Below are 14964 nucleotides of genomic sequence, written 5' to 3'. Positions count from 1 at the left end.
TCACTATACTGAGAAAAGATTTTCATTTTCATTCGAATTTTTCATATTTTCTTATCGAGAGTGGTGGAGGGACTGGCCCGATGAAACCCGGCAACCGATTTTGGAACAACTCATAGGTAGTTTTCCAAAATGTCATGGTGCTAATTCCTTCAAAATGGCGTGTGCAGTTCGTACATAGCGATTTTGGCAGATGAGAAGGAAGTATCTCTAATAATAGAGAACCCTTTTCTGCGAAAGGGTTCTTTTTTTGTATAAAGAAGAGAGAAGCGAATACCGACATATATGATAACGAGAATATATCCGACTTATTCGATGGCTTATATATGATTAATGTAATATGAGTATAGGAATGATGAAATAGAAGGAAGGAGCACCTATCTGTGATTGAATTAAAAAGTATTACCAAAACGTATGGTAAAGGGAAAAATCTAAGCCCTGCGTTAAGTGGTATAGATTTGAAAATAGAAAAAGGCGAGATTTTCGGCGTTATTGGTCATTCTGGTGCAGGTAAAAGTACATTGATTCGATGTATTAATTTACTAGAACGTCCAACATCCGGTGAAGTATGGATCGATGGTGTCGAGATGACCAAGCTGAACAAAGCACGTTTACAAGCAAGACGACGCAAAATAGGAATGATTTTTCAACATTTTAATCTATTATCTTCAGCGACAGTATACGAGAATATCGCTTTTCCTTTGCGCTTAGTCAAAACACCTGAACGCAAAATCAAAGAAAAAGTGAAAGAACTGCTAGCTCTTGTTGGACTGGAACAACATGCAAGTAAATATCCTGCTCAATTGTCAGGCGGGCAAAAACAGCGTGTCGGTATTGCTCGGTCGCTAGCGAGTGACCCTGATGTATTGCTCTGTGATGAAGCAACATCTGCTCTTGATCCTCAGACCACGAATTCGATTCTGAAATTGCTAGTCGATATCAATGAGCGCTTTAATTTAACGATTATTTTAATCACCCATGAAATGCATGTGATTCAGAGTATTTGCGATAAAGTAGCTGTTATTCATCGGGGTGGTATTGTAGAACAAGGTGCAGTAACGAATGTTTTTTTGAAGCCACAGCATGAAGTCACACGCGATTTTATTTTAAATGAGTCCAATAATGCTGAACTGCTAACTACTTCATGGACAGCACCAAATGTTCCTAATTCATTGACTGTCAAAGTGTCTTTCTTAGGAGATAAAACGTACGAATCGATTCTGTCGCAAACGGTACGTCAAACAGGAGTAGATTTCGCTATTTTGCAAGGAACGATTTCAACATTGAAAAATGTACCTTATGGACAGTTGATAGTTCGCTTTGAAGGAACAGAAGGAGACATTACGCGTACAATCGATGGATTGACCGCTGAAGGTCTTGATGTGGAGGTGATCAACTGATGGGTGAATTAGATTTTTCACAAATTGATTGGAATGAATTCGGGACAGCGACCTTAGATACACTCAAAATGGTAGGAGCTTCTGGATTGTTTACATTAATTTTAGGATTACCTTTAGGAATTTTGTTATTTATTACAGGGCGTTCTACTGTAGCTTGGGTTCGTTATTTCTATGCAGTTATCGCATTTATCGTTAATATTTTGCGTTCGGTTCCATTTATTATTCTGATCGTAGCCATATTGCCATTAACGCAAATTCTAGTAGGAACAACGATTGGTGTACTTGGAACGATACCACCATTAGTAATAGCCGCCGCACCATTTTTTGCTAGATTAGTAGAAACCGCACTTCGTGAAGTTGATCGTGGTGTGATTGAAGCAGCAAATGCTATGGGAGCTTCGTTGTGGCAGATTATCACGCGCGTTCTTGTACGTGAAGCGATGCCAGGACTACTTGCAGGCTTGACCGTTACTGTTGTTGCGCTAGTGTCGAATACAGCGATGGCTGGGATGATCGGCGCAGGAGGACTGGGAACGCTTGCGATTAACTATGGTTATTACCGTTATGATACAGCGATCATGTTAGTTGCTGTCGTCATCATGGTGATTATTGTACAAATTCTACAAATGCTTGGTGATCGTCTAGTTGTTCATTTTTCTAGAAGATAAGAATCAAGCTAGATTATAAAATACTGAACAGGTCATAAATAAAGGTTAGTAATTCTGCTGAGTATATCTAGCTTTATGTGCCATAAAAATATTCAGCGTCTTTATATATTAGCTTAAATATCAAAAAACAAACAAAGGGGTAGAGAAGATGAAAAAATGGACTTTGATTTTGCTAAGTATTATGTTGGTTGCGATCGTATCGGCTTGCGGTAATAAAGCAGCAGACAACACAGCAGCAACAGGAACAACAGAAGGCGGAGCAGAAACAGTGACATTGAAAGTAGGCGCAACAGCAGTACCTCACGCTGAAATCTTAAAGCATATTCAACCTGCACTTGCTAAAGAAGGCGTTAATTTACAAGTCGTCGAATTTACAGATTATATTCAACCTAACGTTCAATTGAACGGTAAACAGTTAGATGCGAACTACTTCCAAACATTGCCTTACCTTGAAGAGCAAAACAAATCTCGTAGTATGACGTTAAAAGCTGTACAACCTGTACACATCGAGCCTTTTGGAGCTTATTCTACAAAATATAAATCTATCGATGAATTGCCAGACGGTGCAAATATCGCTATTCCTAACGAAGTATCTAACGGAGCACGCGCTTTGATTTTGCTTGCTAACAATGGATTGATTGAATTGAAAGACAAAACAAATATCACTTCTTCTGTAAAAGACATTACAGCTAATCCTAAAAACTTTAAATTTACACCGATGGATGCTGCTTTTATCACTAGACAATTGGATCAAGTAGACTTGGGTATGATTAACATGAACTATGTATTAGAAGCTAAAATCGATCCTAAATCTGCATTGTTGACAGAAACAAGTAGCGCACCTTATGCGAACTACCTGGTCACTCGCGAAGACAACCAAAATGATCCAGCTATCGAAAAATTGAAAAAAGCTTTAACATCTGATGATGTTAAAAAATTCATCGAAGATACGTACAATGGTGCTGTAATCCCTGCATTTTAATTAAAACGTAATTACTGAATTTATTTCAAGAGGGCATGACTTTTTTATAAGTCATGCCCTTTTTAGGTGTTTACTTTTTATTCGGCATTATTAAAAATTCATAGTTTTATATTGTATTGGCACGATTTTCTCCAATGATAACATCATGAACGAGAGGTGTATGTATAGCACGAGTCACCTCTATAAGATCCTGTGGAGCAAGTTCTACTTGCATCCCTATTTTGCCTGCGCTGACAATCATCGTTTCAAGGATCATCGCTTCTTCATCGATAAAAGTAGGATACAATTTCTTCATGCCGATAGGAGAACAGCCTCCTCGAATATAACCTGTCCATTTCTGCAATTCATTTACAGGTAGCATATCTAGTTTCTTTTCTCCCGCTGCTTTGGCTGCTTTTTTAAGATCTAATTCGGCGCCTACTGGAATCACAAAAATAAATAAGTTATCTTTACTTTGGATCACTAATGTTTTGAATACCATTTCAGGTGGTTTATTAATTTTAGCGGCAACGGCGTTACCATGAATTTTGCCATCTTTATTGTCGTATTCGATAATCTCATATGAAATATTGGCTTTGTCTAAAATGCGCATCGCATTGGTTTTGCTAGTATTCATCGAATATACCTCCTTCTACCAAACAGCGTAATATATCTATTATAAACTATCTTTTTGCTGTTCGTATTCCTAGTTGCGGTGTTGTTTGATGATCCTTTTGACATCTATAGGTCAAGGTCTGTACACTAGATAAGAATAAGTATCATCCAAAAGTGACAATACAAACGTATTATAGGATAGAAGTGAAATATAAGTAGAAGATATGCGATAGCATTGTTTAGAGGAGGAACTTTTTTGGATCGGAAAATTGCCCTGATTACAGGCAGTGCCAAAGGATTAGGAAAAATGACGGCGCTTACGCTAGCGAGTCAAGGCTGTGATATTGCTCTAAATTATATGAATAGTCATGAAGAGGCTGTACGTCTACAATCTCGTATTGAAAATATGGGGGTACGTTGTATCGCTGTACAAGCAGATATTTCTATTGAAGAAGATATAGACCGGCTTGTAGACGAGGTAGAACAGCAACTAGGCGGTATTGATATTCTTGTAAATAATGCAGGCCCTTTTATCCGGGAACGCCGTTTATTCGCTGATTATGAGCGTGCAGAGATTATGTCTTTGATGCAAGGTAATCTTATTGGAGCGATGTTATTAGACCATCGTGTATTACCTCATATGCGCCAGCAGAAATGGGGACGCATTATTCATTTTGGATTTGGACATGCGGCTGAATCCAGATCCTGGCCTCAGCGTGCAGTCTATGCGGCAGCCAAAGTAGGATTGGTTTCGTTTACCAAAACGTTGGCTGTAGAAGAAGCGGAAAATGCGATTACGATTAATATGATCTGTCCTGGAGATATTCGGGGAGACAACAAAGAAAAGCGGATAGCTGATGTGCTTGATCTGAGTGATGATGAAACGCCGCGTGGTCGTCCCGGAAGTGGAGAAGATATATCGCGCGTGATTTCTTACCTATGTCATTCCGATTCTGACTTTATTACAGGCAATATTATGGACATCTCGGGTGGGCTTGATCCGATTCGTCCTTATATTAAAGGATAGATTGAAAGCGAGCGTATCTAGGCTGTAGAGTACATCTATAATCTGAACTTGGATATTAAAAACAACAGTCACCAACAAAAAAAGCGTCCTGTTCCCCGAAGGAAACAAGACGCTTTTTGTTATGCCACGAAGGCAATCTATGATTACCTCTGTATAGAAAAGTCTGAATTAGAATACTTGGACAACCTCTTGCACACCTTCAACTTCTTCGAAAAGGGCGCGCTCGATACCAGCTTTAAGCGTGATTGTTGAACTTGGGCAACTACCGCAAGCTCCCATCAACTTAAGCTTAACGATACCATCCTCAACGTCTACTAATTCAACGTCGCCGCCATCGCGTTGCAAGAATGGACGCAATTTGTCCAGAACTTCCAATACTTCATCGTACATTTCTACTTGTACACTTTCACTCATATTGTTCAACTCCTTTCGTAACTATATTATAGTATAAATACACCAAAATTTCAGCATTTACGCAATGATTTTTATACTCATTTCAAATTTCTTTCTAAAAATGACAATATAGGTGCATATTCAGACACATTTTAGTGTATGATGTTCAAGGTACAACGATTGGAGGAATACACATATGAGACCGATTATAGAGTTTTGCCAGAGCAATATGCATACCGGCACAGATCAGGTAATGAAGAAATTAGAAGCAGATCCTGACTATGATATTATAGAATACGGTTGTCTGGGCAATTGTGGTCAATGTTATGCTATGCCTTATGCTTTAGTGAACGGAGAAATCGTGGCATCGGAAGATGCAGAGACACTATATACGTTAATTTTAGAAAAGGTTAATGAAGCTGATGCTTGGGCTGATCTCGATTTAGATTGAGATCAGCTTTTTTTTGTGGAACAAGCAACAACATAATCATAACGATCTATATCAAGCAGGGACAACTGAAAAAGTAATCCTAGCCGAAATGATGTTTGGACATCCAGAGCACGCCACTTTTCAGGAGACGAGGCACTTTACCGGTAACTGAACTTTTGCCACCGAATCCAAATCCTGTACCGAAGCCTGATTTTTTACCTAAAGCACCCAAAGTACCTTTAAGTTTGAGTGGTTGTACTTTTGGTTGTTCACCTTTCCAACCTGCTACAATTACATTCGCAATCTGCTCCGCTTGGGCTTCTGCCGCTTGTGCACTAGCTGCGAAAGGAAGAGAAGCACAATCTCCGCATACAAATACTTCAGGACGACCTGGAATACGATACAAATCATCCAGAATCACACGTCCAGAGTTATCTTGATTGACATTCAATTCATCGATCAATGGAACAGGACGAATACCTGCTGTCCAGACCGTTACATCTGCAGGAATACGCTCAGATTCACCATTGTAGACGCAAGATCCTTCTACACGACTGATATTGATATGGTTGCGAACTTCTACATTATGCTCGCGGAACCATTCTTCTACATATTTAGATAAACGTGGAGGAGAAGAGGACAATAGACGCTCACCACGGTCTAGAATACGCACATTTAGATCTTCACGACTTTCACGAATCTCTGCTGCAATCTCTATTCCGCTTAATCCTCCGCCTACAATATTCACTGTAGCTTGTGGCGGCAAATTATTAATTTTTAAGTACGTATCGCGAGTAGCTGTGAATGATTGAATTGTACTGGTATATTCAGCAGCGCCAGGGACACCGTGGAAATTATCGGTACAGCCTAAAGCGATCACCATTTGATCGTAAGTCAATGGTTCGCCATCTTCAAAAGAAATGACTTTATCTTCTAAATTAATACCTGTTACATCGCCATAACGAGTAGTGATTTTGGCATGTGTTGGGAATTTTACACGCAATTCAAGATCAGAAGCAGTACCTGCTGCTAGCGCATAATATTCTGTTTTCAGCCCCTGGAAAGGCATGCGATCTACTAAAATAATTTGTGTGTCTGCTGGAATCTTGTGATCTAATAATTCGTGGGCCAATGTAACCCCACCATAACCTGCACCGAGTATAACTAAATTTTTCATGATATCTTCTCCTTCTGGTAGATAATAAATAGATGAGAATCGCGCATGATCCCCATAGTCATAATGATTTCAAAAATCATAAACATAGAGGCAAGTCATCCGGCGCAGAGAAGGCAGAGCGGTGAGCCGGGTGATGCCTTTTTTGCCCAAAAAGCCACATATTGACAGCTTTAAGGCGTATAAACGGGCTTTACTTCTAAGATACAGCGATACGATATCCAAAAGGTATCCACTGTATGATTAAGTAAAGCCCGGGGTATGATGAAATGTTGAATAGACGTAAAGACTATTCGTATACTTGAATTTCGTTGTAGAATGTATCACGTTCTACTGGAATACGTCCTGCACCTTTGATCAGCCAGATCAACTCTTTACGAGTTAAACCTTCTGGAGTCAAAGCACCTGCTGCGTGACTGATACGTTCTTTGATAATGGTACCGTGAGCATCGGAAGCACCAAAAGTTAAAGCCATTTGTGTTAATTGAGTACCAATATTGATGAAATAAGCTTTAATATGATCGATATTGTCAAGCATCAGACGGCTGATCGCGATTGTTTTCAAATCTTCATAAGCCGAGTTACGACGCATAATACTTGCATTTTTGCTTTTCGGTTGCATAGACAACGGAATAAAAACAAGGAATCCATTCGTTTCGTCTTGCAACTCACGAATTTGCACCATATGACGAATACGATCTTCATAGCTTTCAATCGAACCGTATAACATCGTTGTGTGTGTACGCATACCCATATTGTGAGCAGTACGATGCACTTCTAGATAACGATCTACGTTTGCTTTATCGACACGCATTTTCTTACGATATTCATCCGATAAAATTTCTGCGCCACCACCGGTTAACGATTGCAATCCTGCTTCACGTAATTTGGTGAGTACTTGCTCGATATTCAATCCACTGATACGTGTAAAGAAATCAATTTCAGCCGCAGTATAAGCTTTTAATACTACTTCTGGAAAAGCTTCTTTGAGCGCTTGAAGAGAATCAACATAATATTGGAAAGGTACATTGTTATTGTGACCCCCAACAATATGGAATTCACGAACGCCAGGATGATAATGTTGTTGAACATAATCAACCATTTCCTGACCACTTAGTGTATAAGAACCTTCTTCGCCTTCGTCTTTACGGAAGTTACAAAATGCGCAATGAGCTTCACATACATTGGTAAAATATAGACTCATATTTTCAATAAAATAAACCTTTTTACCATTTTTGCGTAAGTTCGCTTCATTCGCCATTTGTCCGATGGTAAGGATATCATCACTCTCATATAGATATACCCCATCTTCAATAGATAAACGCTCACCAGTACGTACTTTGTGGAAAATTTCTGCCATACGGGTATCGGTTTGTGGTGTAATAATAGTAGACATGCTAGGTTCCTCCTGTTCTCCTTAAAACTTCTGTCTATCTTCTGTGATGTCCGAATCTTGTAAGACGTTCTTGTCATTGTCTTACACCAATAAGGAGTCAATGAATAATAGCAATTAAAAAAAGCACACCATATATGCTGTGAATCCTAACAATAAAAATGCCAAAATAACTTCATCTTTGAACGCATACTATATAATATACAACAAATTACATAACATAGTCACCTGATTTGAAGAATTAATGTGAAAAAAGTTACAACGGCACATAAGGTGTAACGATGTTTTGTTTTTGACAGAATTTCGACATTTCCTGTCATCCTTCACTTACCCATTATAAACCTCTCATGTAACGCGGGCAATACAATTACTTAAAAAATGAAAGATTCTGCGTAATGAATAAGCCTTGAGTGCAGTGGAACAGAAGAGTATAATGAAAAAGAAAAGGAGGGGATATCATTGATTACAATTAGTGATGCAGCAGCTTCACGCATGAAAGGCATTATGGAAGATCAAGACATACCCGGTCTATTCGTACGCATCGGTGTAAACCCGGGCGGTTGCAGTGGATTCTCTTATGCTATGGGCTTTGATAGCGAAGAAACGGATAAAGATATATATATGACTATTCAAGATATGAAAGTCGTTGTGGATAAAGAAGACCTGAAATACTTGAACGGTTTGGAAGTGGATTTTGAAGAATCCGGTATGAGTGGTGGATTTACGATTCATAATCCAAATGCTGTAGCAACTTGCGGTTGCGGATCAAGTTTCCGTACACGCGAAGAAGACGAAGTATTGGCTCAACCTTGCGAAGATTAAGATCCTTTCGTAAATAACGATGAAATTAAAAAGATCTCGAAAGCGTACATTCACGTATTTCGGGGTCTTTTTTTTGTATACAGGATTTAGAGATACATGTAATTAGAATTGAACCTATATTGAAATTGCAAAAAGGAGGATACGATCATGGCGACAATAGATGAACACGCATGGGCATTTATGGGCGGGGTGTATTTGGCAGCAGTAGGCATGTTTTTCTTGGCTTGGAAAGTAAGTGATATTTTATTTTTTCAATAAAAGGTTGGTTTGAACAGGTTGTAAAATTTAAAATATCAAAAAAGCGAAACCTGATCTTAACGGGCTTCGCTTTTGTTATTTAAATATTCACTTTTTGTTTACGGTATTTCTGAATCATTAAGAAGATTAATCCTGCTATCATCACATAAATACTCACAATTAATACGGTTCTGCCATAAGGATGTTCAGAAATAATCATAATATTGCCAATAATCGATAAAAACGTTCCAATCAGTGAAATAATTCCATCTTTGCTCCACATAGACAACAGCTCCTTGATAGGTTGAGTATGGGTATTAAGATGACAGTTGATCTTCGATCGACTTGGTTAATGGAGACTCCACATCACCTGTATGCTTGGTGCTTACCGATTCAATCAATACCAATCCGCATTCTTCTTCTGCTAGTGGATTATGCATTGCTCCTTTAGGCACGATATAAAATTCCCCTTTTTCCAGCGTAACATCTTCAGTGTCTTCTAAGCGAATCACAAGCTTGCCATAAACGACTAAAAATAATTCATCTTCATGATCGTGCTTATGCCAGACTAATTCACCTTTGACTTTAGCGACTTTGACATATTGATCATTCACTTGTCCAATCACTCGTGGTGACCAGTGTTCTGTAATTTTAGCTAACTCTTCTGCAATATTGGTAGGGTTCAGTAGTTGTAACATATTTAACACTCCATTCTGCATTATATGTATAGAACAAATCGTTCTTCTATTTAAGTATACCTCAACCTGTGCACCATATTAATCTTTACTATTCTAATTTTTAAGAAAATCCCAATCCATGATTGATTTTAATTTGGTGTGCAACTGTTCTTGATCGATCGATAGTCTGTTATCTATCCACCAATGAAGCACCCCTAATATAGCGCCCACATAAGCTTCTACTTTAATTTCAATATCAATTTTGCTCATATGTGTAGAATGAGCAGTAACGTATTCTTTAATGCCGTCTCCCATATCACGACGAATAATATTGCGTAAGGAATCTTTTTCTTCAGATAACAGTTGAGAAAATAAATTTTTATGCTTGGTAGTAACGGTTAGTAATTCTTGAAAAATCTCTGTAGGTGTATGATGAGCAACTTTAAATTCTTCTTCTGCAATCTGTCTTAATGTATGCGAAAGCAATTGAAATTTATCATTGTAATGAGTATAAAAGGTAGTTCGATGAACCATAGCTAGATCACAAATTTGATTAACTGTAATCGTTTCAAAGCTTTGTTTTTCGATAAGTTCTAATAAAGCTTGCTGTAACAATTTATGGGTGCGTTTGACTCGAAGATCTTCTTTCTTTTTATCCATACAAAAGCTCCAATCTGTATTGTTATTCTACATATTCAGCGTTTTGATTCTTGTTGTGAGTAATTATACATCATACTATTTAAACTACAAACAGCAATTAGTATACATCTGTAGAAAATAAGGAGAGATAGATATGACTAATTTAGATGCAAGATATCAACTTACGAACGAAGAAGAGCAACTTTTACAACGCGCAACAGACTTGTTCCCTTTATTGCGAAAATATGGACAGCAAATAGATGAAGAGCGACATATTCCAGAAGAACTGATCGAGCAGATTTCGGCGGCAGGGTTATTCAGACTTTCGACTCCTCGCAAATATGGTGGATATGAAGTAAGTATGCACGCGTTAGTAGAAATTATTTCAGAAGTAGCTAAAGGAAATGGTTCAGCAGGTTGGGTAGTACAGATTGTGAACGGTAATAATTTTAATGCCGCTTTATCTTTACATCCTCAGGTGTTGGATTTGATTTTTGAAAAAGAGCAAGAAGTTCGATTCTGTTCGGTATTGCAAGGACGTAAAGTGAATGTCCAAAAAGTAGAAGGGGGATATGTAGTAGAACATGGTTTATGGGGATTTGGTTCAGGTTCCAAACATGCTACACACGCGTTACTCAATCTAAAAGATGCTCAGTCGTCTAAGGAAAATGCAAGCATGCTGTTAGCAGTAATACCGATGAGTGAAGTTACGATTGTAGATGACTGGTACACTATGAGTCTGAGAGGTTCATCAAGTAATAGTCTACAAATCAATAATGTATTTATTCCTGAAGTGTATGTTGTGGAGCAGAATACGAATATAGAAGACCATCAAAATGCTCCGGCGGCAGGGTTAGAACGTTTCTACGAATACAAACCATATACTAATATTATAACAACACTTACTACCGGCATAAGCGCTATTCTAGGGTTAGCTAGAGGAGGGCTGGACTATTTTGTTGAAACAGCTAAGCGTAAAGGAATAACGATGACGACTCACAGCATCCAAGCAGAAGTAGGGCATATTCAGTATAAAGTAGGGCTTGCTGCTATGAAGATCGAATCAGCGCATTTACACATTAATCGTTCTATCGAAAGTCTTGAGTATCATATCCAGACCAAACAATTATTTACTGAAAAAGAATTTGCTCAAATTCAAACCGATATCGGATATGCTGCTATGTTGTGCACAGAAAGTATAGATATGTTGATGGTCGAAAGTGGGGGTAGTGTGATTGCAGATGCTAATCCACTTTCGCAAATCTATCGGGATATCCGTGGTGGAGCCAATCATGCACTGACTACAGCTTCTACAGGGCTAGAATTATATGGACGCATATGGCTAGGATTGCAACCGCAAAATATACTAACTCTTTCTTATCGCTCGATGTTAAAAGTGTAATTACAACATGACAGAAGATATACGATGAACAAGATCACTATGGTTTTGGGTAGCTCTAATTAAAAAAGTCACTAACATAACAGAAACCTTAAAATCTTTTTAACAACTATTCACAAGGAGTTCATATGCCTCTTTTACAATAGCTTTACAGCCAGTACATCATAGGATGACAGGCTACACACAAGGAGGCAATTGAGATGAAAAAATGGACATTCCTTTTAGGAACAACGATGGCGCTCGCGATGTTAGCGGGATGCAGTACAAATAGTGACACCGCATCGACAGCACAGGCGACAAATACAGCAAATGCTTCTGCAACTGACGCTACTACACAAGGTCAAGATATCGCTCAACAAGGCACAGAACAAGCAACGGCTGATCTGATCGGTAAAATCAAATCTATCGATGGCAACAATATCACGTTATACAAATCAACGATAGATCCTTCTCAGATGGGTAAAGGTAGAGGCAGCGGTGGCATGAGTGCACCACCACAAGGACAACCAGGTGATGGGGGTGCTTCTCCAGCAGATGGTGGACAAGTTCCTCCAGCTACGCCTGATGGAGAGTCTGCGCAAGTGCCAGCGAATGCAGGCTCACAAGCTCCAGTTACGTCTGGAACATCAGGTACTACCGATGATAGTGCAACCAACGCTGCTTCGTCTAAACAAGGCGGTATGGGCGGAAAAGATATGTTTTCTGATGAAACAGTGACGATTACTGTATCAGATAGTACAGTGATCTCTGCAATGACCATAGAAAATAATGAAATGACGACTACAACTAAAGCACTTTCTGATCTGAAAGCAGATGATGTTATTAACGTATGGTTGAACGCTGACGATTCTTCGTTAGCAGACCAGATTCAGATTGGTACTGGTATGGGAGGTGGAATGAGAGGTGGTCAGATGAAAGGTGATACTTCTAGTTCAACCTCTTCAGTAACAGATACCACATCTACAGATAGCTAATAATATAGCAAAAAAGAGTGAACAAAAGTGTTCACTCTTTTTTTATACTCATCTATAGATAAATATCGTTATTTTATGAAGAAGATTCTTCTGTCGCTACTGGAGCAGAAGCATTTGCCGGTGGCGTAGGTGGGGTACTTCCATCTACAGGTGGAGCCGGTGGTGTAGGAGGAGTACTTCCATCTGCTGGTACTGGTGGAGCTGGCGGAGTGCTTCCGTCTTTAGGTGCAGGTGGTGTAGGAGGCGTTCCTCCATTTGCTGGTGGTTGTGGAGCTTCATGTACTTCAATTTTAGTTGCTTGTTTACTGGTATCTGATGCAAGTGTTACCGCGATATGATCGCCAACATTAAGGTCTGATAATGAAATAGTCGTTTCAACATGTCCTTTTTCTGGACTGTGTGACGTTTTGACAATATCTGTGCCACTATAGACATTAATTGTTACACTTGTTCCTTCTGGCAAAGGTCCTTGCGGTTTGCTATACGTATCTTTGCTGACTGTTGCTTTTGTAGATGATTTTGTATAGGTAGACCCAGATTTATTAGTTGCTTTACGATCGTTTGCAGGTAACGGTGGTTTTTCAGGAGCTGTTATTGTAATTTGGTTACCATTGATCGATTTAATTTGACCGATAACATCTGCTTTTTCACCTTTCAATCCTGGGCCACCATGTTTACCAGGTGCAGGTGGAGTAGGAAGATCAGTAGGAGGAACTGGAGTTGTTCCATCCGGTAATGCAGGTGCATCTGCAAGCACCGCGCGTTGCTGTGATTGTACAGATGTAGATTTCGATTGATCTGAAGAAGATGCTGCAAATGCAGATGGAGCTGCTACAGCACCTGCAATAAGAGCTGCTGAGAAAGCTACGTTAGATAATACTTTAAGTGTCTTCATGAATATACCTCCTTTGATTTGAAGGACTGTTCAATAGGCACGTCCTTAAACGGAAGTATAGAGAGCGATTATGAACTCAATGTGAACTAAAAATGAATAGAACATTAAAACCCTAGCATAACTATAACATTGTCTAAACAAGAGTAAATAAAAGAAAAAGGCAGGAAACCGCTAGCTTCAACGGTTCACTGCCTTATTGTTTCAACAAGAGATGCTTTACATTTTGTGGGAAAAAGATTTGAAAAATATTTTAAAAATGACGAATTAGATGATTATTTGTGTATCATCGTTCATTTAGTTGTGGTTGATTTTGCTGTCGATTTGATGGTTGTGGTTGCTTTTGGAGCTGTGGTAGCAGGCATGATTTCGATTTTGGTCACTTTGGTTGTACCGGAAGCCAGTGTTACAAAAATAACATCGCCTGCTTTAAGACTGGATAATGTTTTTTTCGTTTCGGTTGCTTTGGTACTACCAGCGGCACGTGTTACGCTGACAATACTGGTAGCACTGCTTACAGTGACACTGGTTGTCGTTGTACTGAAAGATTGAGCGGGTGGAGTCGTTCCTGTTCCTGTGGTTGGAGCAGAGCCACTAGGAGGAGCAGCAGGCGCTGTCCCGCTAGGAGGAGCTTCTCCTGCTGCTGGAGCAGTCGTTCCTTCTTTACCAGCAGGGATATCCGGTTGAGTAGAAGATTTGTATAACGTAATTTTGCTACCGCTAATCGATTTTATTTTACCGATCAAAACATTATTCATTGCTTTGGCATCTTTAGCTGCTGTTGTTGTCGATTTGGTCGTTGTCGCTGCATGAGCTGTAGACAAAGTAGAGACAGAACCTAGTAACAAAGCTGCGGAAAGAGCGACACCAGAAAGTACTTTTAATGTTTTCATAAATCATATTCCTCCTAAAGGTAATAACACATTTGTATAATCTATTCCGTCGAGGTCTTATGCCTCTTCACGTAGTATAGATGCGTAATATGAATTGCCTATGAACATATACTTTAGAAATACTGAACAAATTCTTAACAATAATTAAGATATAGCTAACAGCCAGTTAAGTAGATCAATGCAGTAATCTAAATGACATAGAAGGAGAAATAAAAAAATCCCTACTTTATAAAAAGTAGAGATGTCGACGTGGTATATAATCATGTGATGAATTATTTGAAGCACAATGAAAAAAGAACACAAAAAAGCCAGTTACTCGCTTCCTCTTCACAAAGAAAAAGCAGACAACTGGCTTTTACATATACATTCAAAT

17 protein-coding genes and 1 riboswitch are annotated in these 14964 nt (G+C 38.9%); of the genes, 8 read left to right on the top strand and 9 right to left on the bottom strand.

The window, feature by feature from the left end:
* Positions 1–48: 48 nt before the first annotated feature.
* Positions 49–197: riboswitch (SAM riboswitch) on the top strand.
* A gap of 183 nt (positions 198–380) precedes the next feature.
* The 3 genes from ACFSGI_RS03980 to ACFSGI_RS03970 all read left to right on the top strand — a co-directional run bounded on the left by ACFSGI_RS03980 (position 381) and on the right by ACFSGI_RS03970 (position 3047).
* The gene (locus ACFSGI_RS03980) at positions 381–1397 is read left to right on the top strand and encodes a methionine ABC transporter ATP-binding protein (protein WP_204826829.1); all 1017 of its coding nucleotides are present in this window, start codon (positions 381–383) and stop codon (positions 1395–1397) included.
* On the top strand, positions 1397–2065 hold the full coding sequence (locus ACFSGI_RS03975; RefSeq protein WP_204826828.1) for a methionine ABC transporter permease: 669 nt from the start codon (positions 1397–1399) through the stop codon (positions 2063–2065). The genes ACFSGI_RS03980 and ACFSGI_RS03975 overlap by 1 nt, the downstream gene beginning before the upstream one ends.
* 148 nt (positions 2066–2213) lie before the next feature.
* Positions 2214–3047, top strand: a complete 834-nt coding sequence (locus ACFSGI_RS03970) for a MetQ/NlpA family ABC transporter substrate-binding protein (protein WP_204826827.1) — start codon at positions 2214–2216, stop codon at positions 3045–3047.
* Positions 3048–3153: 106 nt separating this feature from the next.
* Here the strand turns inward: ACFSGI_RS03970 and ybaK are convergent, their stop codons facing one another.
* Positions 3154–3663, bottom strand: a complete 510-nt coding sequence (gene ybaK / locus ACFSGI_RS03965) for a Cys-tRNA(Pro) deacylase (protein ID WP_204826826.1) — start codon at positions 3661–3663, stop codon at positions 3154–3156.
* A 234-nt stretch (positions 3664–3897) separates the two neighbouring features.
* On the opposite strand from ybaK, the gene ACFSGI_RS03960 reads away from it, so the two are divergent.
* On the top strand, positions 3898–4668 hold the full coding sequence (locus tag ACFSGI_RS03960) for an SDR family oxidoreductase (RefSeq protein ID WP_204826825.1): 771 nt from the start codon (positions 3898–3900) through the stop codon (positions 4666–4668).
* Between the two features lie 168 nt (positions 4669–4836).
* Here the strand turns inward: ACFSGI_RS03960 and ACFSGI_RS03955 are convergent, their stop codons facing one another.
* Entirely contained in the window at positions 4837–5082 is a 246-nt protein-coding gene (locus ACFSGI_RS03955; RefSeq protein WP_069326216.1) for a NifU family protein, read from the bottom strand.
* 175 nt (positions 5083–5257) lie between these two features.
* Between ACFSGI_RS03955 and ACFSGI_RS03950 the strand changes: the two genes are divergently transcribed.
* On the top strand, positions 5258–5512 hold the full coding sequence (locus ACFSGI_RS03950) for a YuzB family protein (protein WP_204826824.1): 255 nt from the start codon (positions 5258–5260) through the stop codon (positions 5510–5512).
* A gap of 79 nt (positions 5513–5591) precedes the next feature.
* On the opposite strand, the gene ACFSGI_RS03945 is transcribed toward ACFSGI_RS03950, so the two are convergent.
* Complete coding sequence (locus tag ACFSGI_RS03945; RefSeq protein WP_204826823.1) at positions 5592–6668, bottom strand: NAD(P)/FAD-dependent oxidoreductase; 1077 nt, start codon at positions 6666–6668, stop codon at positions 5592–5594.
* A 286-nt stretch (positions 6669–6954) separates the two neighbouring features.
* Positions 6955–8061: an aminofutalosine synthase MqnE gene (gene mqnE / locus ACFSGI_RS03940; RefSeq protein ID WP_204826822.1), complete on the bottom strand. Its 1107-nt coding sequence runs from the start codon at positions 8059–8061 to the stop codon at positions 6955–6957.
* 456 nt (positions 8062–8517) lie between these two features.
* Here mqnE and ACFSGI_RS03935 point away from each other — a divergent pair, with 456 nt between their 5' ends.
* Positions 8518–8880 (top strand): HesB/IscA family protein, encoded by a 363-nt coding sequence (locus ACFSGI_RS03935; protein ID WP_204826821.1) that lies wholly within the window; start codon positions 8518–8520, stop codon positions 8878–8880.
* Between the two features lie 337 nt (positions 8881–9217).
* Here the strand turns inward: ACFSGI_RS03935 and ACFSGI_RS03930 are convergent, their stop codons facing one another.
* The 3 genes from ACFSGI_RS03930 to ACFSGI_RS03920 all read right to left on the bottom strand — a co-directional run bounded on the left by ACFSGI_RS03930 (position 9218) and on the right by ACFSGI_RS03920 (position 10454).
* Positions 9218–9400 (bottom strand): hypothetical protein, encoded by a 183-nt coding sequence (locus ACFSGI_RS03930; protein ID WP_204826820.1) that lies wholly within the window; start codon positions 9398–9400, stop codon positions 9218–9220.
* A 34-nt stretch (positions 9401–9434) separates the two neighbouring features.
* The gene (locus ACFSGI_RS03925) at positions 9435–9815 is read right to left on the bottom strand and encodes a cupin domain-containing protein (RefSeq protein ID WP_204826819.1); all 381 of its coding nucleotides are present in this window, start codon (positions 9813–9815) and stop codon (positions 9435–9437) included.
* 93 nt (positions 9816–9908) lie between these two features.
* Positions 9909–10454, bottom strand: coding sequence for a TetR/AcrR family transcriptional regulator (locus ACFSGI_RS03920; RefSeq protein WP_204826818.1), 546 nt, complete (start codon positions 10452–10454; stop codon positions 9909–9911).
* Between the two features lie 133 nt (positions 10455–10587).
* Here ACFSGI_RS03920 and ACFSGI_RS03915 point away from each other — a divergent pair, with 133 nt between their 5' ends.
* Both ACFSGI_RS03915 and ACFSGI_RS03910 read left to right on the top strand, forming a co-directional pair.
* On the top strand, positions 10588–11835 hold the full coding sequence (locus ACFSGI_RS03915) for an acyl-CoA dehydrogenase family protein (protein WP_204826817.1): 1248 nt from the start codon (positions 10588–10590) through the stop codon (positions 11833–11835).
* A gap of 197 nt (positions 11836–12032) precedes the next feature.
* Positions 12033–12806, top strand: coding sequence for a hypothetical protein (locus tag ACFSGI_RS03910; protein WP_204826816.1), 774 nt, complete (start codon positions 12033–12035; stop codon positions 12804–12806).
* Positions 12807–12879: 73 nt separating this feature from the next.
* Here ACFSGI_RS03910 and ACFSGI_RS03905 read toward each other — a convergent pair whose 3' ends face one another.
* Positions 12880–13701, bottom strand: a complete 822-nt coding sequence (locus ACFSGI_RS03905; protein ID WP_204826815.1) for a hypothetical protein — start codon at positions 13699–13701, stop codon at positions 12880–12882.
* A 290-nt stretch (positions 13702–13991) separates the two neighbouring features.
* Positions 13992–14591, bottom strand: a complete 600-nt coding sequence (locus ACFSGI_RS03900; RefSeq protein ID WP_204826814.1) for a hypothetical protein — start codon at positions 14589–14591, stop codon at positions 13992–13994.
* Positions 14592–14964: the final 373 nt, after the last annotated feature.

It is taken from the genome of Paenibacillus nicotianae (assembly GCF_042681745.1).
GTDB lineage: Bacteria > Bacillota > Bacilli > Paenibacillales > Paenibacillaceae > Saccharibacillus > Saccharibacillus nicotianae.
This window is presented reverse-complemented; position numbering and strand designations above follow the sequence as displayed.